21 protein-coding genes are annotated in these 20660 nt (G+C 62.6%); 12 read left to right on the top strand and 9 right to left on the bottom strand.

Going from position 1 to position 20660, the window contains the following annotated elements; translation table 11 throughout:
• The first annotated feature begins 87 nt into the window (after positions 1-87).
• Complete coding sequence (locus QLG10_RS09880) at positions 88-525, top strand: DUF3995 domain-containing protein (RefSeq protein ID WP_020796720.1); 438 nt, start codon at positions 88-90, stop codon at positions 523-525.
• Between the two features lie 165 nt (positions 526-690).
• On the opposite strand, the gene QLG10_RS09875 is transcribed toward QLG10_RS09880, so the two are convergent.
• The 7 genes from QLG10_RS09875 to QLG10_RS09845 form a co-directional block, all read right to left on the bottom strand.
• Entirely contained in the window at positions 691-1053 is a 363-nt protein-coding gene (locus tag QLG10_RS09875; protein ID WP_008063389.1) for a Na+/H+ antiporter subunit G, read from the bottom strand.
• Positions 1050-1328: a K+/H+ antiporter subunit F gene (locus QLG10_RS09870; protein WP_008063386.1), complete on the bottom strand. Its 279-nt coding sequence runs from the start codon at positions 1326-1328 to the stop codon at positions 1050-1052. Before QLG10_RS09870 ends, QLG10_RS09875 begins: the two co-directional genes overlap by 4 nt.
• Positions 1325-1813, bottom strand: a complete 489-nt coding sequence (locus QLG10_RS09865) for a Na+/H+ antiporter subunit E (RefSeq protein ID WP_110750795.1) — start codon at positions 1811-1813, stop codon at positions 1325-1327. The genes QLG10_RS09870 and QLG10_RS09865 overlap by 4 nt, the downstream gene beginning before the upstream one ends.
• A complete protein-coding gene (locus tag QLG10_RS09860; protein WP_110750793.1) occupies positions 1810-3495 on the bottom strand; it encodes a monovalent cation/H+ antiporter subunit D in 1686 nt (561 codons plus the stop codon). Before QLG10_RS09860 ends, QLG10_RS09865 begins: the two co-directional genes overlap by 4 nt.
• Entirely contained in the window at positions 3492-3836 is a 345-nt protein-coding gene (locus QLG10_RS09855) for a Na+/H+ antiporter subunit C (RefSeq protein WP_007986256.1), read from the bottom strand. The genes QLG10_RS09860 and QLG10_RS09855 overlap by 4 nt, the downstream gene beginning before the upstream one ends.
• The gene (locus tag QLG10_RS09850; protein ID WP_282487206.1) at positions 3836-6754 is read right to left on the bottom strand and encodes a monovalent cation/H+ antiporter subunit A; all 2919 of its coding nucleotides are present in this window, start codon (positions 6752-6754) and stop codon (positions 3836-3838) included. The genes QLG10_RS09855 and QLG10_RS09850 overlap by 1 nt, the downstream gene beginning before the upstream one ends.
• A 243-nt stretch (positions 6755-6997) precedes the next feature.
• Positions 6998-8002 (bottom strand): DMT family transporter, encoded by a 1005-nt coding sequence (locus QLG10_RS09845; RefSeq protein ID WP_282487270.1) that lies wholly within the window; start codon positions 8000-8002, stop codon positions 6998-7000.
• 15 nt (positions 8003-8017) lie between these two features.
• Here QLG10_RS09845 and QLG10_RS09840 point away from each other — a divergent pair, with 15 nt between their 5' ends.
• The 11 genes from QLG10_RS09840 to QLG10_RS09790 all read left to right on the top strand — a co-directional run bounded on the left by QLG10_RS09840 (position 8018) and on the right by QLG10_RS09790 (position 19209).
• Positions 8018-8581, top strand: a complete 564-nt coding sequence (locus QLG10_RS09840) for an XRE family transcriptional regulator (protein WP_020800954.1) — start codon at positions 8018-8020, stop codon at positions 8579-8581.
• Between the two features lie 157 nt (positions 8582-8738).
• Positions 8739-9941, top strand: a complete 1203-nt coding sequence (locus QLG10_RS09835) for an SfnB family sulfur acquisition oxidoreductase (protein WP_110750787.1) — start codon at positions 8739-8741, stop codon at positions 9939-9941.
• A 10-nt stretch (positions 9942-9951) separates the two neighbouring features.
• Positions 9952-10404: an acyl-CoA dehydrogenase gene (locus QLG10_RS09830; RefSeq protein ID WP_110750785.1), complete on the top strand. Its 453-nt coding sequence runs from the start codon at positions 9952-9954 to the stop codon at positions 10402-10404.
• The gene (locus QLG10_RS09825) at positions 10404-11807 is read left to right on the top strand and encodes an LLM class flavin-dependent oxidoreductase (protein ID WP_282487202.1); all 1404 of its coding nucleotides are present in this window, start codon (positions 10404-10406) and stop codon (positions 11805-11807) included. The genes QLG10_RS09830 and QLG10_RS09825 overlap by 1 nt, the downstream gene beginning before the upstream one ends.
• A 190-nt stretch (positions 11808-11997) precedes the next feature.
• Positions 11998-12903, top strand: a complete 906-nt coding sequence (locus QLG10_RS09820) for an AMP-binding protein (protein ID WP_282487200.1) — start codon at positions 11998-12000, stop codon at positions 12901-12903.
• Complete coding sequence (locus QLG10_RS09815) at positions 12900-13676, top strand: ABC transporter ATP-binding protein (RefSeq protein WP_020800960.1); 777 nt, start codon at positions 12900-12902, stop codon at positions 13674-13676. The genes QLG10_RS09820 and QLG10_RS09815 overlap by 4 nt, the downstream gene beginning before the upstream one ends.
• Positions 13676-14557 (top strand): branched-chain amino acid ABC transporter permease, encoded by an 882-nt coding sequence (locus tag QLG10_RS09810; RefSeq protein WP_110750780.1) that lies wholly within the window; start codon positions 13676-13678, stop codon positions 14555-14557. The genes QLG10_RS09815 and QLG10_RS09810 overlap by 1 nt, the downstream gene beginning before the upstream one ends.
• A 4-nt stretch (positions 14558-14561) precedes the next feature.
• Positions 14562-15611, top strand: a complete 1050-nt coding sequence (locus tag QLG10_RS09805) for a branched-chain amino acid ABC transporter permease (RefSeq protein ID WP_282487195.1) — start codon at positions 14562-14564, stop codon at positions 15609-15611.
• Positions 15612-15637: 26 nt separating this feature from the next.
• A complete protein-coding gene (locus QLG10_RS09800; protein WP_110750776.1) occupies positions 15638-16978 on the top strand; it encodes an ABC transporter substrate-binding protein in 1341 nt (446 codons plus the stop codon).
• 3 nt (positions 16979-16981) lie between these two features.
• Positions 16982-17749: an ABC transporter ATP-binding protein gene (locus QLG10_RS09795; RefSeq protein ID WP_282487192.1), complete on the top strand. Its 768-nt coding sequence runs from the start codon at positions 16982-16984 to the stop codon at positions 17747-17749.
• 14 nt (positions 17750-17763) lie between these two features.
• The gene (locus QLG10_RS09790; protein WP_248678608.1) at positions 17764-19209 is read left to right on the top strand and encodes an FAD/NAD(P)-binding protein; all 1446 of its coding nucleotides are present in this window, start codon (positions 17764-17766) and stop codon (positions 19207-19209) included.
• A 77-nt stretch (positions 19210-19286) separates the two neighbouring features.
• On the opposite strand, the gene QLG10_RS09785 is transcribed toward QLG10_RS09790, so the two are convergent.
• Positions 19287-19499, bottom strand: coding sequence for a hypothetical protein (locus QLG10_RS09785; protein ID WP_020800966.1), 213 nt, complete (start codon positions 19497-19499; stop codon positions 19287-19289).
• A gap of 105 nt (positions 19500-19604) precedes the next feature.
• Positions 19605-20345, bottom strand: a complete 741-nt coding sequence (locus QLG10_RS09780; RefSeq protein WP_110750769.1) for a response regulator — start codon at positions 20343-20345, stop codon at positions 19605-19607.
• Positions 20346-20660: the final 315 nt, after the last annotated feature.

Below are 20660 nucleotides of genomic sequence, written 5' to 3'. Positions count from 1 at the left end.
TGGTCGGGTCGTTGGCTTGAGCGCGTGCACGGCGAAAAAAGCCAACTAGGATGAGTCTGTTCAAATCCCTTTCAAGGATTTCAGACCATGACCTTCGTGTTGGCTCAATGGCTGGCGACGGTAATTGCGGCAATCGCCCTGGCACACGTGTATTGGGCGTTGGGTGGTAAATGGGCCGTCGTGGCGGTGGTGCCGCAGGTGCCGGTGGAGGGCGGAGCGCGATTGCAGCCGGCCTTCAAGCCCCGTGGCTGGATGACGATGCTGGTGGCGGCGGCGTTGCTGACCATTGCCCTGTTGGTGTGCTTGCGGGTTGGCTGGTGGCTGCCGCAGGTGGATCATCGCGGGTTGCAGTGGGTGATCAGCGCCATTGCGCTACTGCTGTTTGCCCGGGCCATTGGCGACTCGGAGCTGGTGGGGTTTTTCAAGGAGGTCAAGGGGTCGCGGTTTGCCCGGCTGGACACCTGGGTCTACTCGCCCTTGTGTGTGGTGCTGGGGGCTGGGTTGTTGGCGGTGGCCTGGGTTTAGGATCAGCTTTGCTTCTCGTTGACGCCTCGGCGCGGGCGGATGTCCCCGATCCCCCACTGTAGGAGCCAGGCTTGCCGGCGATGGCGTCCTGGCAGGCGATAATTGTCTTTCATGTGTACATATCCGTTACCGCAGCAATGGATATGTACGCCAAAGCTCTTTCAATCAACCCCCACTCTCCGTACGCCGACTAGAAACCTCCGCCGGCACATCATCCCCCGCCATGCGTTTACGAAACAACGCCGCCCGGGCCAGCAGCAAGGTGGTCACCGGTACGGTGATCGCCAGCAGGATCGGTATCAACCAGGCGTGCAGGACCGGCCCGGACTTGAGCGCAGAAAAGAAGATGATCGAAGCCAGGGCCACGCACCATGCGCCCAGGGTCGAGGCCAGGGCCGGTGGGTGCATGCGCTGGAAGTAATCCTTCATCCGCAACAGGCCAGTGGCGCCAATGAGGGCAAACAGGCTGCCGAGCACCAGCAGGATGGCCACGGGTATTTCCACCCACAAGGACAATGGCGCACTCATTCGATCACCTCGCCGCGCAGGAGGAATTTCGCCAGGGCGAACGAGCCGACGAAGCCAAACAGCGCGATCAGCAACGCGGCCTCGAAGTAAGTGTCACTGGCATAGCGAATGCCCAGCGTCAGCATCATCAGCATCGCCACGATGTACAGGTAATCCAGGGCCAGGACCCGGTCCTGGGCCGATGGACCCTTGAACAGGCGGATCAGGGTCAGGATCATCGCCACGCAAAACAGGAACAGGCTCAGCAGGATGGCGTTGGACAACAAGCTGCTCATTCGAAAATCTCCATCAACGGGCGCTCGTAGGTCGCCTTGAAGTGCTGGATGAACAGCACTTCGTCATCCAGGTCGAAGACATGCAGCAGCAGGATGCTGCGATCCAGCGCCAGCTCCGACCAGACCGTGCCCGGCACCACCGTGCAGATCATCGACAGCGCGGCCAGGCCATTGGCGTCGCGCAGGTCCAGCGGCACCTTGACGAACCCTGAGCGTGGCGGTCGGCGGCGAGCATTGAGCACACCGAAGGCGACCGCCAGGTTGGACACCAGCACATCGCGACCGACCAGCAGGAACAGACGCAGGATCACCCCGGGCCGACGAATGCGAATCGGCAGCGGACGCAGCTTGCGCATCATTAAAGGCGCGCAAAGCCCCAACAGGGCGCCCAGTAACAGGTTGCCGGGACTGAGCGACAGGTTCAGCAGCAACCACAACAGGCACAGGGCCAGCGACAGCCATGGCGCAGGCAGCAGGCGCTTCATGGTTGCACCTCCAGCAGCGCTGCACTGGCCTGCGGGCCTGGCACCACGCGGGTGCCGAGCACGGCCATCACATACTGCTGCGGGTTGTTCAAGGCGTTGGCGGCCGCTTGGGTGTAGCGCAGCAGCGGTTCGGCCTTGAGCGTGAGCAGGATGCTCAAACCCAGCAGCGCGAAAATCGGTACGCATTCCAGGCGCCGCAGCGCAGGCGAGGGGCGTTCTGCCGGTGTCCAGAAACGCTGGACGCCGACGCGGGCAAAGGCGATCAACGACGCCAGTCCCGAGAGGATCAGCAGCGTCAGCAAGCCCCACGCGGCATTCGAAACCGGCGCGTCGCCAGCGTTGCCCAGGCCCATCGGATTGAGCAAGGCGCTGAGCAGGCTGAGCTTGCCGATGAAGCCTGAGAGCGGTGGCATGCCGATGATCAGCAGGGCGCAGGCGATGAAGCTCAAGCCGAGGAACGCCATGGTCCAGGGAATCACCTGGCCGACCACGGCTTTCTGGTCGTCGTCGAGGTTGATGCCCTTGATCGGATACAACGATTCGAGCGGCCGAGGCAGCATCTCGTTTTCATCCTCCAGGGGCATTTCGTTGGCCGAGCGCGAGCGTTCGATCAACTCCGCCAGCAGGAACAGCGCGCTCAGCGCCAGGGTCGAGCTGACCACATAGAACAGTGCCGCAGCGATCAGGTTCGGCTGGCCGAACCCGATCGCCGCCAGCAGAATCCCCGCCGACACCAGGATGCTCAGGCTGGCCATGCGCTCCAGGCGTTGGGCCGCGAGGATCGCCACGGCCGCGCAGACGATAGTGGCCATGCCGCCGTAGATCAGCCAGTCGCCACCGAAGTACGCCGAGGCGCCGGCCTGACCGGAAAACAGCAGGGTCCACAGGCGCAGCAAGGTGTAGATGCCGACCTTGGTCATGATCGCGAACATCGCCGCCACCGGCGCGCTTGCCGAGGAGTACGCTGGCACCAGCCAGAAATTCAGCGGCCACATCCCGGCCTTGGCCAGGAACGCCACCGCCAGGATGCCCGCGCCTGCATGCAACAGGCCGCGATCGGCTTCGGGCACCAGCGGGATCTTCAGCGCCAGGTCGGCCATGTTCAGGGTGCCGGTGACGCCGTAGATCAGCGCCGCGCCAATCAGGAACAGGGTCGAGGCCAGCAGGTTGATCGAGATGTAATGCAGCCCCGACGACACCCGCGCCCGGCCCGACCCGTGCAGCATCAGGCCGTAGGACGCGGCCAGCAGCACTTCGAAAAACACGAACAGGTTGAACAGGTCCGCTGTCAGGAAGGCGCCATACAGGCCCATCAGCTGGATCTGGAACAGCGCATGGAAGCTCGAACCGGCGCTGTCCCAGCGCGCCATGGCGAACAGCAGCGCACAGACGCCGATAATGCCGGTCAGCACCAGCATCAGCGCCGACAGGCGATCGACCACCAGCACCAGGCCGAACGGTACCTGCCAGTTGCCCGGCAGATACACGCCAATGGAACCGGCGATGCCGGTGGTTTGCGTCCATTGCAACAGCAGAACTGAAATACCCAGCCCCAGCAGGCTGGAGAACAGGTTGATCTTGGCCTTGAGCGGGCGATGTTTCTCGCCGAGCATCAGCATGATCGCGGCGGTCAGCAGCGGCAGCAGGATGGGCGCGGCGATCAGGTGCGACATCGGATTCATTCTTTAGGCTCCCGGCCATCCACATGGTCGGTGCCGGTCAAGCCCCGGGACGCCAGCAAGACCACCAGGAACAGCGCGGTCATGGCGAAGCTGATGACGATCGCAGTCAGTACCAGCGCTTGTGGCAGCGGGTCGGTGTAGTGCAGCAGATCCTGGGGCACGCCGTCCTTGATGATCGGCTCCTTGCCGATGAACAGGCTGCCCATGCTGAAGATGAACAGGTTGACGCCATAGGACAGCAGGCACAGGCCCATGACCACCTGGAACGTCCGTGGACGCAGGATCAGCCAGACGCCGGACGCGGCCAGGACGCCGATGGCGATGGCGATGACTTCTTCCATCAGACAGCCTCCTTGATGACGACAAGTTTGGGCTGGGCCGCGGTCTTGTGACCCCGCACCGATTGGTGGGCAAGGGCGGTCAGGATCAACAGCGTCGAACCGACCACCACGGCGTACACGCCGACGTCAAAGAACAGCGCGCTCGCCAGGTGAATGTCGCCCAGCAGCGGCAGGTCGAAATGCCAGGTGTGGGTGGTCAGGAACGGATAGCCGACGACCATCGCGCCCAGGCCGGTGACGGTGGCGAATAGCAGGCCGACGCCCATCCAGCGCAACGGGCGCAGGCTCATTTGCGCTTCCACCCATTGGGTGCCGGCGACCATGTACTGCAGGATGAACGCCACCGACATCACCAGGCCCGCGACAAAGCCGCCGCCCGGCTGGTTGTGCCCGCGCATGAACAGGTAGAACGAGACCACCAGGGCGATCGGCAGCAGCAGGCGCACCAGCACCGCCGGGACCATCATGAAGCCGAGCGCGGTGTCGCTGGCGTGACGCGGGTTGACCAGGTCGGTGACCACGTCCGGCGCGAGCAGGCGCTGCTGGGCCGGCAACTGCAGGCTTTCCTTCGGCGGACGGAAACGACGCAGCAGGGCGAACACGGTCAGGGCCACCGCCACCAGCACGGTGATTTCACCCAGGGTGTCGAAGCCGCGGAAATCCACGAGCATCACGTTGACCACGTTGCTGCCGCCGCCTTCGGGCAGGGCGCGGCTCAGATAGAACGAGGAAATGTCGTTCGGCGTCTGTCGGGTCAGCATCGCATAGGCCAGCAATGCCATGCCGCCGCCGACCACGGCCGACAGCAGCAAGTCGCGGACGCGGCGGATGCGCGCCTTGCGCAGGCTGCTCGGCAGCGGCGAAACCTCTTCGATTCGCCGTGGCAGCCAGCGCAGGCCCAGCAGGATCAACACCGTGGTCACCACTTCGACCACCAGTTGCGTCAACGCCAGGTCCGGGGCCGAGAACCAGACGAAGGTCACGCAGGTCATCAGGCCGCAGACGCTGACCATGGTCAGGGCGGCCAGACGATGGTACTTGGCCTGGTATGCGGCGCCGAGGGCGCAGGCAATCGCCAGCAGCCAGAGGATGACGAACACGATCGAGCCCGGGATCTTCGGCCGGTCGCCCCAGTGCAGGCTGCTGTGCAACATCGGGATCAACCCGGCCAGGACCGCGGCGAGCACCATCAGGAACAATTGCATCTGCAGGCGCCGGGTACTGATCAGTGGCTCCAGGCGTCGGGCCAGGCGCATCATCAGCACCAGGCTGCGTTCGAACAGGCGCTTGCCGTTGAAGCGGCCAATCAACGGCGGGTAATGGAAGCGACCGAGCTTGAGCTGCTTGCGCAAAAGCAGGTACAGCACGATGCCACCGGACATGGCGATCAGGCTCATGATCATCGGCGCGTTCAAGCCGTGCCAGATCGCCAGGCTGTACTCGGGCAAGGTGCCGCCCACGACCGGTTGCGCGGCGGCGGCGAGCAACGGGCCGACCACTTGCGCCGGGAAGATCCCCACCACCAGGCAGGTGAACACCAGCAGCTCGACCGGCGCGCGCATCCAGCGCGGCGGCTCGTGCGGGGTGTGGGGCAGGTCGGTGGCGGTCGGGCCGAAGAACACGTCAACGGTGAAACGCAAGGAGTAGGCGACGCTGAAGGTCCCGGCGATGGTCGCGACGATCGGCAGGGTGGCTTCGATCCAGGCCGTGGCGTTGATGAACACGGTCTCGGCGAAGAACATCTCCTTGGACAGGAAACCGTTGAGCAGCGGCACGCCGGCCATGGAAGCGCTGGCGACCATGGCCAGGGTCGCGGTGAACGGTATCAGCTTGAACAGGCCGTTGAGCCGGCGGATGTCGCGGGTGCCGCTTTCGTGGTCGATGATGCCGGCCGCCATGAACAGCGAGGCCTTGAACGTGGCGTGGTTGAGGATGTGGAACACCGCGGCGACGGCGGCCAGCGGGCTGTTCAGGCCCAGCAGCAGGGTGATCAGGCCCAGGTGGCTGATGGTCGAGTAAGCCAGCAGGCCCTTGAGGTCGTTCTGGAACATCGCGCAATACGCGCCGAGCAGCAGGGTGGCGGCGCCGGCTCCACTGACGATGTAGAACCATTCTTCACTGCCCGAGAGCGACGGCCACAGGCGAGCCAGCAGGAACACCCCGGCCTTGACCATGGTTGCCGAGTGCAGATAGGCCGAAACCGGTGTCGGCGCGGCCATGGCGTGGGGCAGCCAGAAGTGGAAGGGGAATTGCGCGCTTTTGCTTAGCGCGCCGATCAGGATCAGGGGCAGCAGGATAGGGTAGAGGGCATGAGCACGAATCAGGTCGCCGGCGGCCAGGACCTTGTCCAGGTCATAGCTGCCGACCACATGGCCAAGCAGCATGACCCCCGCCAGCAGGCACAAGCCGCCCGCGCCGGTGACCATCAGCGCCATATATGCACCGCGTCGCGCGTCGGCCCGGTGGTGCCAATAGCCGATCAACAGGAACGAGAAGAGGCTGGTCAACTCCCAGAAAAACACGATCTGGATCAGGTTGCCGGAGATCACCAGCCCGAGCATGGCGCCCATGAACGCCAGGAAAAACGCGAAGAAACGCGGTACCGGATCGTCCGGTGACATGTAGTAGCGGGCGTACAGCGACACCAGCGTGCCGATGCCCAGCACCAGCATCGAGAACAGCCAGGCAAAACCGTCCATGCGCAGGATGAAGTTCAGGCCAAGGCTGGGCAGCCAAAGGAACTCTTCGCGGATCACGCCGCCATGGGCGATTTGCGGGTACAGCAGGGCGACCTGGACGGTGCCGATCAAAGCGACCAGGCCAGCCAATAACGATTCGGTATTACGCGCGTTGTGAGGCAGCACCGCTGCCAGACAGCTGCCTATGAAAGGCAGAAGCAGTAGAACTATCAGGGACATAGGCTTCTAATCTGCGGAAGTTTGTAAAGCATCATACGTGCCAGCTCCCGGATCGCCAAACGCCAAGCTGTCGCAGAATCCTACAAGGTAGACGGAAAAGTCTTGCTTCACATTGTTTCGAAGCCTGCGTTCAGCAGGTCCGGCCTCTTCGCGAGCAGGCTCGCTCCCACAGGAGAATGCATTTCAACTGTGGGAGCGAGCCTGCTCGCGAAAGCTATCTTCCAGACGTTGCAGATTTTGCGGTTAACCCTGGGTTTCCCGCTCCAACGCTTCCTCAGCCACAGCGGCCTTACCCTTGGTCTTCAACTCACTGACAATCACCGCCGCCACGATCAACCCCGCCCCCAGCAACGCAATCGCCGGCAGCCGTTCCCCGGCGATCCTCCCCACAATCCCCGCCCACACCGGCTCACCGGCATAAATCAATGTGGCCCGGGTTGGCGAAACACTTTTCTGCGCCCAGTTCATCGCCACCTGGATCGCCGCACTCGCCGCGCCCAGCCCAAGGGCACTGCACAACAGCACCCAGGAGAAATCAGGAATCTGTTCCTGGGTCGGCACCACCATCAGGAAAGACAGCAGCGAGGTGACTGCCAGTTGCACCACCGTCACCCGTTTCACATCGACCTGACCGGCAAAGTTGCTGATCAGAATGATCTCCGCCGCAATGGCAATGGCGCTGATCAAGGTAGCGATTTCACCGGGGCTGAAGTTCAATGCCGTCCCGGAAGGGCCCGACAGCAGCATCAACCCGGTAAATGCCAGCATGATGCCAATACTCGGCATCAGGCCCGGACGACGCCCCAATACCAGCCATTGCAGCAATGGCACGAAAGGTACGTACAACGCGGTAATGAACGCCGACTGGCTGCTGGGAATGCTTTGCAGCCCGACCGTCTGCAGGCCGTAGCCGAGCATGATCGCCACGCCGATGAAGGCGCCGGCCTTCAATTCGAACAAGGTCAGCTCCCGCAGGCTGCGCCAGGAGAACAGCGCGACGATGATCGCGGCGGCGGCAAAGCGCAGGCCGACGAAAAACATCGGGCCGCTGACGGTCATCGCATGCTGGACCAGCAGAAAGGTCCCGCCCCAGACCATGGTGATCAACACCAGCACGCACTCGGCCTTGCTGAGTCGCAGGAAACGGGAGGGAGCCTGGGAGGAGTTCACCGACGTCATGATCTTGCACACTGTTTGAGGGGGACGCACAATGCGCCCGAAGTTGGGCAGTATACTGCGCAACACCATTAAGTGAGCAATATAGTGCACAAAGATTCCTCACCCCGGGCTTCGGTCCTGCAGCACGTCAGCCAGAACATTCGGCGGTTGCGCCATGCCGCCGATATGAGCCAGACCGCACTGGCGGAAAAATCCGGTGTCAGTCGCCGGATGCTGGTGGCGATCGAGGCCGGCGAAAAGAACGTTAGCCTGACCACCCTCGACCGTGTGGCCGAAGCATTGGACGTGGCCTTCAGCGACCTGATCCAGGCCCCCGATGTGCGCGACCACAGCCGCATCAACGAACTGGCCTGGGCCGGTACGATCCCCGGTAGCAAGGCGGTACTGCTGGCCAAGGCCAATGCCACCCGTGAAGTCGAACTCTGGGAATGGCGCCTGGAACCGGGCGAGCATTATCCGTCGGAGCCTGACGCCGAAGGCTGGAGTGAACAGTTCTACGTGTTCGAAGGCTGCCTGACGGTGATGGTCGGCGAGGTGCCGCACAAGATCGCAGCCGGCGAGTTCTTCATGTTCGCCAGCAACCAGCCGCATTCCTATCGCAACGAGGGAGAAGTCGCGGTGCGCTTCGTGCGCAATGTGGTGATCTGAACTGTTGGCCGGTCAACACTGGATAAACATTTTGCTGTTCTGAAGCTAAAAGCTTTTCTCTAATAATTCGTTAACATATTGATAAATAACGAATTTAAATTCAGGCACGACTCCTGCAAAAGCTCTGGTGCATTCACCCAGAAACCGGAGTCGGCCCATGACAGCCTCAGCCCAATCCCCCCGTACTGCCCATGTGATTCGCTCAGACGCTGAGGCGATTGCCGTAGCCCACAGGCTGGCTGCGCGTTTCGCCGTCGAAGCCAGCATTCGTGATCGCGAGCGCCGCCTCCCGGTTGCCGAGCTCGACGAGTTCTCCGCCAGCGGCCTCTGGGGCATCACCGTGCCAAAAGCCTACGGTGGCGCCGGAGTGTCTTATGTGACCGTCGCCGAAGTGATCAAGATCATTTCCGCCGCCGACTCTTCCCTGGGCCAGATCCCGCAAAACCACCTTGGCGTGCTCGACATCCTGGCGCAAACCGCCAGCGAAGAGCAGAAGCAATACTACTTCGGCAAAGTGCTGCAGGGTTACCGCTTCGGCAACGCCTTCTCGGAATCGAAAAGCAAAAACGCCGGGGCTTTTGAAACTCGTATTCACTTCAACGGCGACACCGCGCAAATCGACGGCGAGAAGTTCTACTGCACCGGCGCGCTGTTTGCGCACATCGTGCCGGCGGTGGCGGTCAACGAACAGAACCAGGCGTTCATCGCTTTCATCGAGCGCGACAATCCCGGTTTGACGGTGATCGACAGTTGGGACGGATTCGGCCAGCGCACCACCGCCAGCGGAGGCGTGACCCTGAACGCGGTGCAGGTCCCGCTCAGCGCGGTGATCCCGGCCCACAAAGCCTTCGATGAGCCAACCGCCGACGGCCCGATCTCACAAATCATCCAGGCCGCCGTGGACACCGGTATCGCCGTGGGTGCCCTGGAAGAAACCAAGCGCTACGCTCGTGAAGCGCGGCCATGGATCGACAGCGGCCAGGACCACGGCTGGCAGGACCCGTTCAGCATTGCCGCCATCGGCGATCTCGAATGGCGTGTGCGGGGTAGCGAAGCGATCCTGAAAAAGGCCGGCCAGGCCATTGACGCCGCGCTGCTCGACGCCAATGAAGACACGGTGGCGCACGCCTCGGTGGTGGTCGCCCAGGCGAAAGTACTGTCCACCGAAATCGCCTTGCTCACCAGCAGCAAGCTCTTCGAACTGGCCGGTACCCGCTCGGTGCTCGGCAAATACAACCTCGACCGTCACTGGCGCAACGCCCGCACCCATACGCTGCACGACCCGGCACGCTGGAAATACCACTTGATCGGCAACTACCTGCTCAACGGCGTAAAGCCTGCGCGCCACGCCTGGAACTGAGGAGCCCACCATGAACGCCTTGACCCAACCGATTGCTGCCGGGCAACAACCCCTGGCCAACAGCCGACATGACCTGCACAACGCGCGCAGTCTGCTCGATGCGACCTTGCGTTTCGTCCGCCAGCACAACCAGGCAACTGATGAGCCTCTGGTGATCAGCCGTCTTGGCGATGTGCACATCCGCATCGAAGTGGCCGCAGCGCTGCTGGAACGCGCTGAAGAATTTCTCGCCAGTGGCACTGACGACATCGAAGTCAGCATCGCCGAAGCCGAATCCCGTCTGGCCAGTGCCGAGGCATTGAGCACAGCCAGCAACGCCGAATTCGAACTCACGGGGCAGCGCACCGCGTTGCCGGGTTCGTTGCACGATCCGCTGCGCGGCAAGCTCCAGCTCATCGGCAACTTTCGCCTCAACGGCATTCACCCACCCAGCTTGCACACATCAACCAAGGGAGCCGTTTGATGGCCCGTGAAATCCGTCTCAATGCTTTCGACATGAACTGCGTCGGCCATCAGTCGCCGGGGTTGTGGGCGCATCCGCGGGATCGCTCCTGGCAATACAAGGACCTGGAATACTGGACCGATCTGGCGAAAATCCTCGAGCGCGGCAAGTTCGACGGCCTGTTCATCGCCGACGTGCTTGGCATCTACGACGTCTACCACGGTAACGGCGATGCGGCGATCCGCCAGGCGGCCCAGGTGCCGGTCAACGACCCGCTGCAACTGATCCCGCCGATGGCGCTGGTGACCGAACACCTGGGCTTTGGCCTGACCGCGTCGCTGTCGTTCGAGCATCCGTACCCGTTCGCCCGACGCCTGTCGACCCTCGATCACCTGACCAAGGGCCGCGCTGGCTGGAATATCGTGACCTCGTACCTGGAGAGCGGGGCGAAGAACCTCGGGCAGAAAACCCAGACTGAACACGACGCCCGCTACGACTTTGCCGAAGAGTACCTGCAGGTTTGCTACAAGCTCTGGGAAGGCAGTTGGGAAGAGGGCGCGATCCTGCGCGATCGCGAGCGGCGGATCTTCAGCGACCCGAGCAAAATCCACGAGATCCAACATGTCGGCAAACACTTCCAGGTGCCGGGGATTCACCTCTGCGAGCCCTCGCCGCAACGCACTCCGGTGTTGTACCAGGCGGGCGCGTCAAGTCGCGGCAAGCAGTTCGCCGCCGAGCATGCCGAGTGTGTGTTCGTCGCCGCACCGTCGAAAGTGCTGCTGAAGAAAACCGTGGCCGATATCCGCAGGCGTGCGGCGCAGGCGGGGCGTGATCCGTCGAAGATCCTGATTTTCAACCTGCAGACGGTGATCCTCGGCGAGACCGACGCCAAGGCCAAGGCCAAGTTCGAGGAATACAAGCGCTGGGTCAGTTATGAGGGCGCGATGGCGTTGATTTCCGGCTGGACGGGCATCGATTTCAGTCAGTTCAAACCGGATGAACCGCTCAAGCATGTGCACACCAATGCCATTCAATCGGCGGTGGAGGCGTTCTCCACGGCCGATCCGAACAAGGTCTGGACCCCCAATGAACTGGCCGACTGGGTAGGCATCGGTGGCTTTGGCCCGTTGTTTGTCGGGAGCCCGGAAACCGTTGCCGATCTGTTGCAGGAATGGGTCGAGGAGACCGATGTGGATGGCTTCAACCTGGCTTATGCACTGACCCACGAAACGTTCATCGATGCCGTGGAGTTGCTGGTGCCGGAGTTGCAGAAACGCGGTGTGTACAAGACCGAATACGCGCCGGGGACCTTGCGCGAGAAGCTGTTCGGTGAGGGGCCGCGCTTGCCGCAGATTCATCCGGGCAGCGGTTATCGCGATCTGGTGGGGTTGCGGCAGCAGGAGAAGAAGGTGGCTAGCGCCTGAAAACCTGCGCACACCACAGATCCCTGTGGGAGCGGGCTTGCTCGCGAAAGCGGTTTAACAGACGAAAACGCTGTTGGATTCGCCGGCCTCTTCGCGAGCAAGCCCGCTCCCACATGGGATCGCGGTCGTTGCATAGATCACAGCCCAGCGGACCACCGCACGCTTTTGCCCATGACATAGAGGTCAACCCATGAGCGTGCACGAACTCAAGCGTCCGCCGGTTGCGGACATCAAGGAATGGCAGGTCAGCGCGCCCAAGGCGCTGGAGCAATTGCGCCATTGGGCGCAAGTCCGCCCGTTACAGCCGGCATTGCGCCACAAGCGTCACGGGCAATGGTTTGCCTGGCGCTGGATAGATGTCTTGCGCGATGTCGAGCGCCTGGCCGATGGTTTGCGCCAGCAAGGATTCGATGAGGGTTCGCGGCTGGCCGTCAGTGGCGCCTTCGAGCCGAACCTGTTGCTGCTGGCCCTGGCGGCTCAGCACATCGGCGGCGAGGTGCTGGCCATCGCCGACAACCTCGACGCCCCCGCCTTGCACCACGTCCTGTGGCGCAGCAACCCTGGCCACGCCTTCGTGCAGGGCCGGCAGGCGCGGCAACTCTGGCTCAACCAGGGCCAGTCGTTGCTCGACTTCGCCGAGCTGCTGGGCCCGACAGAGCATCCGCAACGGCTTCGCCTCGGTTTGAACGCCGAGCAGTTATGGAGCGAGGAGGGTACCGAGTGGCAGGACGGCCTGGCGGTATTGTTCAAACAATGGCTCGGTGTCGGGCAAACCCTGGCCTTCCCGGAAAGCCCCGGCAGTGCCAGTCGTGATCGCCGCGAGGTGGCGCCTGCGGGCCTGCTGCTTTCCGCCGAGCGCCTGCAAGCGCTCGCCGCGGAAATCGATAGACGGCTCGCGTCACCGGGCACCTGGCGCCGCCGCCTGTGCGACTGGGCCATTGCCCAGCCGCAAAAGCCCCTGCAACGCCTGATCAAGAGCCGCGTGCGCCGCCTGCTGGGCTTTCACAACCTGCACTTCATCTGGCAAGCCACGCGCACCGCGCAAGCGCAACCCACGCCTGCCTGGCTCGCCGAATTCAAACGGAACATCGCATGATCTCGACCGATTCCATCCTGCAAGTCAGCGGTATTTCCCTGTCCTTCAAAGGCGTCAAGGCGATCAACGACCTGTCGTTCGATGTGCGCCGTGGCGAGATCTGCGCGTTGATCGGCCCCAACGGGGCGGGCAAGAGTTCGTTGCTCAATGTGCTCAACGGCGTGTACCGATTCGATGCCGGTTCGATCGTGTTCGAGCAGCAGTCTTTCAAGCGCATCGATCCCTTGAGCGCTGCGCGCCGGGGCATCGGCCGCACGTTCCAGAACAACGCGCTATTCAAGAAAATGAGCGTGATCGACAACCTGCTGACCGGCCTGTCGCGGCATCTGCGCAGCAGCTTCATCGAGCAGGCATTGGGTTTGCCGCGAGCCCGGCTTGAAGCCGAACAGTTTCGCCAGCAGGCCCAAGGCATCCTCGAATTCCTCGAACTGCAAGCCCAACGCGATGTGCCGGTGGGCAATCTCGCCTATGGCCTGCAAAAGCGCGTCGAGCTGGGCCGCGCCCTGATCGCCGGCCCGAGCCTGTTGCTGCTCGACGAGCCAATGGCCGGGATGAACGCCGAGGAAAAACAGGATATGGCCCGGTTCATCGCTTACATCAACCGTGACCTTGGCACCACGGTGGTGTTGATCGAACACGACATGAGCGTGGTGATGGGCCTGTCCGACCATGTGGTGGTACTCGACTACGGGCGCAAGGTCGGCGATGGCACGCCTGCCCAGGTGCAGGCCAACCCCGAGGTGATCGCGGCGTATCTGGGAGTGGTGCACTGATGACGTTCTTCTTCGAAACCCTGCTCGGCGGCTTGCTCGCCGGAACCCTGTATTCGCTGGTCGCCATCGGCTTCGTGCTGATCTACAAGGCCAGCGGTGTGTTCAATTTCGCCCAGGGCGCAATGCTGTTGTTCGCCGCGCTGACCTTCGTCAGCCTGCACGATCAGGGTGTGCCGTTTGCGCTGGCACTGCTGTTGACAGTGCTGGTAATGATCGTTGGCGCGCTGTTGATCGAGCGGCTGGTGCTGCGACCCTTGGTCAATCGCTCGCAGATCACCCTGTTCATGGCCACCCTCGGCCTGTCCTTCATCATCGAAGGCCTGGCGCAAGGCCTGATGGGCTCGCAGGTCCGGGCGCTGGACCTGGGCATCGACGACGTGCCGCTGTTCATCGGCGCGATGATGGTCAGTCAGTTCGACCTGATCGCCGCCGCTGCGGCCATCGTGCTGGTGACGGTGCTGGCACTGCTGTTCAACAAGACCCGCATCGGCATCTCGTTGCGGGCGGTGGCGGACGACACCACCGCCGCGCTGTCCATCGGCATCAACCTCAACCGCATCTGGCAGATCGTCTGGGCCGTGGCCGGGGTGGTCGGACTCGTGGCCGGGTTGCTCTGGGGGGCGCGACAAGGGGTGCAGTTTTCCCTGTCGCTGGTGGTGCTCAAGGCGTTGCCGGTGTTGATCATCGGCGGTTTCACCTCGATTGGCGGGGCGATCGTCGGCGGGCTGATCGTCGGGGCGGCGGAGAACCTCGCCGAGGTCTACATCGGCCCGCTGATCGGTGGCGGCATCACGCCGTGGTTTGCTTATGTCCTGGCCCTGGCCTTCCTCTACATCCGTCCCGCCGGCCTGTTCGGCGAGCGCGCCATCGAGCGAGTCTGAACCCATGTCGATTTCCCTTACCCGTGAAACCGCACCGGCGGTGTTGGTCCGGCGCCGCGTGCCGTTCGGTCTGGTCGGCTTGTTGCTGATCGCGTTTGTCGTCGTTCCACTGACCGGCAACGACTATTGGTTGAACGCCATTCTGATTCCATTCCTGGTGCTGTCCCTGGCCGGACTTGGCCTGAACCTGCTGACTGGCTACACCGGGCAAACCTCGGTGGGTGCGGCCGGGTTCATGGCGGTCGGGGCGTTTGCCACGTACGGTTTTCTGTTGCGCTTGCCTGAACTGGGTCTGCCAGTGGCGTTGCTGGGTGGCGGTTTGATCAGTGCGGTGGTGGGTTTTTTCTTCGGGCTGCCGAGTTCGCGGATCAAGGGCTTTTACCTGATGGTCACCACCCTGGCGGCGCAGTTTTTCCTGGAGTGGCTGTTCGTCAAATTCCCCTGGTTCTACAACTACGGCTCGTCCGGCACCATTACCGCACCGAAACTGGCGCTGTTCGGCCATGACCTGAACACGCCGCTGGGCCGCTATTGGCTGACCCTGACCACTGTGCTGCTGCTGACCTGGGTCGCGGTGAACCTGGTGAAAAGCCAGATCGGCCGCCACTGGATGGCGATCCGCGACATGGACACCGCCGCTGCCGTCATCGGTATTCCCGTGGCGCGCTACAAGCTCCTGGCATTTGCCGTCAGCTCGTTTTACCTGGGCATCGCCGGCGCCTTGTGGGCCTTTGCCTACCTGGGCACCGCCAGTGCCAGCAGTTTCGATATCAATCGATCATTCCAGATCCTGTTCATCATCATTATCGGTGGCATGGGCAGCATCGCCGGCAACTTCATCGGCGCGGCATTCATCAGCCTGTTGCCAATCCTGCTCAGCCACCTCGGCCAAGCCTTGCTCGGTGGCGCGGTGGATGCCGGGCAGCTGCAAAACCTGCAAAAAATCATCTTCGGCGTGCTGATCATCCTGTTCCTGATCAAGGAACCGGAAGGCTTGATCCGCCTGCTGGGCAATCTTCGTGAACGGCTGGGCCACTGGCCGCTGCGCTTCTGAATCCTTCCCACTACTAGAGAAACAACATGCGCGCATCCTTGAAACGCTCCCTGCTCGGCGCCGCTTTGGCGCTGGCGGTTTTCGGCAGTGCAGTACCGATGGCCCAGGCCTCGGCGGACCAGCAGTTCTTTCCGTTGGCCACTTACCGGGTCGGCGCCTACGCCTCCAGCGGCGTACAGGTGTGGGCCGGGATGATCGATTACCTCAACTACATCAACGAGGTCGAAGGCGGGATCAATGGGGTGAAACTGGTTTGGCAGGAATGCGAAACCGAGTGGACGGCGGAGAAGGGCATCGAGTGTTACGAGCGCTTCAAGAATGGCCTGGATGGCGCGCCCGTGGCGGTCTATCAACCTAACGGCGCGCCGGCGGCCTATGCCCTGAGTGAACGGGCGGAAGTCGACAGGATTCCGCTGATCACCCTGGGTTATGGCCGCACCGAAGCCACCGACGGCACGGTGTTCCCGTACAACTTCCCGGTGATGCTGACCTTCTACAGCGAAGCCTCCAGCCTGATCAACTACATCGCCCAGCGAGAGGGTGGCTTCGACAAACTCAAGGGCAAGAAAATCGCCACGGTCTACCACGACTCCGCATACGGTCGCGAAACCCTGGGGCCGCTCAAGCTGTTGGCCGAGAAGTACGGGTTCGAGAACATCCAGATTCCGGTGGCCGATCCGGGCAATGAGCAATCGGCGCAATGGCGGCAGATCCGTCAGCTCAACCCGGACTGGGTGTTCCTGCGCACCTGGGGCGTGTCGACCCCGGTGGCGGTCAAGACCGCTGCGCGTTTCGGCTTCCCGGTGGACCACATCGTCGGCGACATCTGGGCCAGCTCCAGCGAAGACGTGCTGCCCGCTGGCGCTGCCGCCAAAGGCTACCTGGCGCTGACGCCGTACCCGGCCGGCACTGACTTCGAGATCCACAAGCGCCTCAAGCAATACATCCTCGACAAGGGCAAGAGCGACCTCAAGGACCTGAAGAATTTCGGCAGCGTCTACTACAACTCCGGGCTGGTGAATGCCGCCGTCGCCGTGGAAGCGATCCGCACCGCCCAGGGCAAATTCGGGAAGCGCCCGCTCAACGGTGAGGAAGGGCGTTGGGGCCTGGAACATCTGAATATCGACGATGAGCGGCTCAAGGACATGGGTTACTTGGGCCTGATGCAAAACCTCAAGCTGTCTTGCAAGGATCACGAGGGCGGCGGTTCGGCGCGGGTGCAGCAGTGGGACGGCGCCAACTGGACGCTGATCAGTGACTGGATCGCCGCCGACCGCGCGTTGTTGCGGCCGTTGATCGACGAGAAATCCGCCGCGTTCGCCAAGGAAAAAGGCCTGACGCCACGCACCTGCACTGCAGAGGAATAAGCCATGAGCCATGCCGCCAGCGACATTGCCGTCAACGATCTGTTGCGGGTGAATGACATCGAAGTGATCTACGACGGCGCGATCCTGGCCGTGGCCGGCGTCTCGCTGACGGTGCCCAAGGGCGGCATCGTCGCGTTGCTCGGGGCCAACGGTGCGGGTAAAAGCACCACGCTCAAGGCGATTTCCGGGCTGGTGCGGGCCGAGCGGGCCGAGGTCAGTCGTGGCAGCATCGAGTTCCTGGGGCGCGATACCGCAGGCGTCGATCCGAGCCTGCGGATGCGCGAAGGGATGGTCCACGTACTGGAGGGCCGGCACGTCTTCGCGCAATTGACGGTGGAGGACAACTTGCGCAGTGGTGGATTTGTCCGCGGCTTGAGTCGCCAGGACATGGCCCGGGACCTGGAGCGCATCTACGCCTGGTTTCCGCGCCTGAAGACCAAGCGCAAGACCCAGGCCGGCCTCACGTCCGGTGGCGAACAGCAGATGGTCGCCATCGGCCGCGCATTGATGACACGTCCTACTTTGGTACTGCTCGACGAACCTTCCATGGGTTTGGCGCCTATCATCGTCCAGGAAATTTTCGAGATCGTCGCCCAGCTCAACCGCGAGGCACAGGTGAGCTTCCTGATTGCCGAGCAAAATATTAATGTGGCGCTCAAGTACGCTTCCACGGCCTATGTCCTCGACACCGGCCGGGTGGTGTTGTCCGGCAGCGCCAGCGAGCTGCTGGCCCGGGGCGATCTGCATGACTTCTATCTAGGTAAACACTGAGCAGTGAGAACGGCATGAGTGAAACCCAAAACGGACAGGCGAGCGACGTCGTCCGTCACGCGGACATCCTGATTATCGGCGGCGGCCTCAGCGGCACGATGTTGGCGGCGCAACTGTTACGCCTGCCGGGCAAACGCCAGGTGCTGGTGATCGAACCGCGCGCCGAGCTCGGGCGCGGCGAGGCCTACAGCGCCGTGGAGCTGGGGCATACGCTTAACGGCAACGCGGCGCGCATGAGTGTCGATCCGGACAACGCCGATGACCTGACCCAATGGTTGACCGACTACATTGCGGCCGGCGGCTGGCCGGAGTCGGATGAGCAGCATGTACCGATCAGCGAGTTGTTCCCGCCCCGGGGGATTTTCGGTCTGTACGTGCAGCAACGCCTGGCCGAGGCGCAAGCGGTGGGGGCGCTGAACGGCTCGACGGTCGAGCATGTGCGCGCCGAGGTGGTGGATTTGCAAACCGATGCGCAGTCGGTGCGCTTGAGCTTGAGCGACGGCCAGCGACTGCAGGGTTCCTTTGCCGTGCTCGCCACGGGGATGTTCCCGGCCGCGCGCACGCCGCAGACGCAGTCCAGCGGTTTGAACGCGGCGGCGCTTGACCCGTGGGATGTTGCTGCGATGCGCCAGCTCGATCCGCAATCGACGGTGCTGATCATCGGCTCGGGGCTGACCATGGTCGATGCCGTGGTGTCGCTGGAACAGGCTGGGCATCGCGGGCCGATCAACGTATTTTCCCGTCACGGCCTGTTGCCCCATGTGCGGCGCCAACCACCGGCCTGGGTGGATTTCCTGGCCGAGGATCAGAGCATTCGCACGCCCCGACAGCTGGTGCGTGAATTACGCCGGCATTGCCGCGATGCCATCGCCCAGGGCATTGACTGGCAGGCACCGCTGGACACGGTGCGGGCGCACATCGGGCGTCTGTGGAGTCAGGCCACCGACCTGCAGCGTCGGCAATTCGTGCGCCATGTACGGCCGTGGTGGGAAAGCCATCATCACCGCTCACCACCGTTGAGCGCCGAACTGGTGGAACGCCTGCACAAGGAAGGGCGGTTGCAGATTCAGGCAGCGTCGTTCAAAGGGCTGGAGCCTTCTTCGGGCAATGAGGTGAGTATTCGAATTCGCCGCCGAGGTGAAACGCAAACCGTTGTCGTCAGTGGCGCGGCGTTGATCAACTCCAGCGGCATCGAATATGACTGGCGACGGGTGGCGCGACCATTGCCCCGGCAATTGCTGGCGCGCGGGCTGATTCGCCCGGGACACCTGGCGCTGGGCATTGCAGCCGAGGTCGACGGTGCGGTACTGGATGCCGACGGTCAGGCTGCGAGCCGTCTGTTTGCCATGGGCCCGCCGTTGCGCGGGATGTGGTGGGAAAGCACTGCGGTGACGGATGTGGCAAGCCAGGCCAAGGCACTGGCCGCGCGATTGGCAACAGTCGGAACGTTACACAAATGAACAAATACCGCATTTGTGGCGAGGGGATAAATCCCCTCGCCACAGGTTTGTTGTTTCAGGCAGACCAAGGCTGTTGATCAATAGCGCTGATACTTTGAACCGAACTCAGGGCGGTTTTCCGCGACGTAGAGTTTGTCTTTCTGGTCGGCGCTGACGGTGTTCACGTTGAGTGTCGCCGGTTGGCTGACTTTCGCCGCAGCAACCAATGGGGTAGTGGCGTGTGGGGCGGCGATGGCGCTAGTGGCGCCAAGCACCGAAAGGGCGAAGCCGAGACCGATGAGGCTTTTCATGATGTTGCTCCAGAGCGTGGGGAGAAGATGTGGCCACTGTAGTGCTGGAGCGTCGCGATGAAAAAACACCCTTGCGCATAGTCGTTATCGAGGGTGTTGATCTATTCAGGCCTGTGCATCGAGCATTTCCACCGGGTAGGAGAACACGTACCCCTCGCTGCGCACGGTCTTGATGTAGGTCGATTCCCGTGAGTCGTCCTTGAGTCGTTGGCGCAGGCGGCTGACCAGCAAATCAATCGAGCGGTCGAACAGATCGGCGTCGCGGCCCTGGGTCAGGTTGAGCAACTGGTCGCGACTCAGCACCCGTTGCGGGTGATCGAGGAACACCCGCAGCAGGCGGTATTCGGCGCCACTGAGGGCCACCAGGGTGCCGTCTTCGTCGAGCAGATGACGGGCGGTGGTGTCCAGGCGCCAGCGGCCAAAACCGAGCATCCGACCGCTTTCGCTGATCAGCAGATTGGGGGGCAGCATGCGGGTACGGCGCAATACGGCGTTGATCCGCGCCAGCAGTTCGCGGGCGGAGAAGGGTTTGGTCAGGTAGTCGTCAGCGCCCATTTCCAGGCCGAGGATACGGTCGGTTTCATCGTTGCGAGCGGTGAGCATCAGGATCGGCGTGGCTTTGTGCTTGCCCGCGCGAAGTTCGCGGCACAGGACCAGGCCATCGTCGCCGGGCAACATGATGTCGAGCACGATCAGGTCGACCTGGTTGGCTTCGAGGAAGCTGCGCATGTGCCGGCCGTCGGCAACCACGGTGGTGCGCAGGCCGTTTTTCTTCAGGTAGTTACCAACCAGTTCGCGAATCTCGCGATCGTCGTCGACGATCAGGATGTGGTTGACGTGGTCCATCGATCGATCCTCTTTTTTTGCAACGATACATTTTGTAGGCGCTGGCTTGCCAGCGATGGCGGCCTCATAGCTCTCGGATGTACCCGATCTACTGATCTACTGATTTACTGTAGGAGCCAGGCTTGCCGGCGAAGGCGCCCTTACAGTCAACCAATTCTCTTTCAGGTGTACATATCCATTCCAGCGGTAACGGCCACCTATGGTTTCGCTCTTACAGCGAGTCACTTTGAAGAGCGGAACGCCGCCCGGCGCAAAGTAACCAAACGCTCTTGCCCCTGGCGTTCGGTGCCTCGCTCCGGTCCTGCTCCGTGGGCC

Origin of the sequence: Pseudomonas sp. V98_8, from assembly GCF_029967975.1 — a bacterium.
GTDB classification, from domain to species: domain Bacteria; phylum Pseudomonadota; class Gammaproteobacteria; order Pseudomonadales; family Pseudomonadaceae; genus Aquipseudomonas; species Aquipseudomonas umsongensis.
The sequence above is the reverse complement of the archived record's forward strand: the minus strand, read 5'-3'. Positions and strand labels throughout refer to the sequence as shown.

Bases quoted from the DNA above. Each gene is read 5' to 3' on its own strand.
- QLG10_RS09830 (WP_110750785.1), top strand. From the start codon at position 9,952: ATGAACGCCTTGACCCAACCGATTGCTGCCGGGCAACAACCCCTGGCC.
- QLG10_RS09790 (WP_248678608.1), top strand. From the start codon at position 17,764: ATGAGTGAAACCCAAAACGGACAGGCGAGCGACGTCGTCCGTCACGCG.
- QLG10_RS09785 (WP_020800966.1), bottom strand. From the start codon at position 19,499: ATGAAAAGCCTCATCGGTCTCGGCTTCGCCCTTTCGGTGCTTGGCGCC.
- QLG10_RS09780 (WP_110750769.1), bottom strand. From the start codon at position 20,345: ATGGACCACGTCAACCACATCCTGATCGTCGACGACGATCGCGAGATT.
- QLG10_RS09860 (WP_110750793.1), bottom strand. From the start codon at position 3,495: ATGAATCCGATGTCGCACCTGATCGCCGCGCCCATCCTGCTGCCGCTG.
- QLG10_RS09855 (WP_007986256.1), bottom strand. From the start codon at position 3,836: ATGGAAGAAGTCATCGCCATCGCCATCGGCGTCCTGGCCGCGTCCGGC.
- QLG10_RS09815 (WP_020800960.1), top strand. From the start codon at position 12,900: ATGATCTCGACCGATTCCATCCTGCAAGTCAGCGGTATTTCCCTGTCC.
- QLG10_RS09875 (WP_008063389.1), bottom strand. From the start codon at position 1,053: ATGAGTGCGCCATTGTCCTTGTGGGTGGAAATACCCGTGGCCATCCTG.
- QLG10_RS09795 (WP_282487192.1), top strand. From the start codon at position 16,982: ATGAGCCATGCCGCCAGCGACATTGCCGTCAACGATCTGTTGCGGGTG.
- QLG10_RS09865 (WP_110750795.1), bottom strand. From the start codon at position 1,813: ATGAAGCGCCTGCTGCCTGCGCCATGGCTGTCGCTGGCCCTGTGCCTG.
- QLG10_RS09810 (WP_110750780.1), top strand. From the start codon at position 13,676: ATGACGTTCTTCTTCGAAACCCTGCTCGGCGGCTTGCTCGCCGGAACC.
- QLG10_RS09820 (WP_282487200.1), top strand. From the start codon at position 11,998: ATGAGCGTGCACGAACTCAAGCGTCCGCCGGTTGCGGACATCAAGGAA.
- QLG10_RS09805 (WP_282487195.1), top strand. From the start codon at position 14,562: ATGTCGATTTCCCTTACCCGTGAAACCGCACCGGCGGTGTTGGTCCGG.
- QLG10_RS09845 (WP_282487270.1), bottom strand. From the start codon at position 8,002: ATGGTGTTGCGCAGTATACTGCCCAACTTCGGGCGCATTGTGCGTCCC.
- QLG10_RS09850 (WP_282487206.1), bottom strand. From the start codon at position 6,754: ATGTCCCTGATAGTTCTACTGCTTCTGCCTTTCATAGGCAGCTGTCTG.
- QLG10_RS09880 (WP_020796720.1), top strand. From the start codon at position 88: ATGACCTTCGTGTTGGCTCAATGGCTGGCGACGGTAATTGCGGCAATC.
- QLG10_RS09870 (WP_008063386.1), bottom strand. From the start codon at position 1,328: ATGAGCAGCTTGTTGTCCAACGCCATCCTGCTGAGCCTGTTCCTGTTT.
- QLG10_RS09825 (WP_282487202.1), top strand. From the start codon at position 10,404: ATGGCCCGTGAAATCCGTCTCAATGCTTTCGACATGAACTGCGTCGGC.
- QLG10_RS09835 (WP_110750787.1), top strand. From the start codon at position 8,739: ATGACAGCCTCAGCCCAATCCCCCCGTACTGCCCATGTGATTCGCTCA.
- QLG10_RS09800 (WP_110750776.1), top strand. From the start codon at position 15,638: ATGCGCGCATCCTTGAAACGCTCCCTGCTCGGCGCCGCTTTGGCGCTG.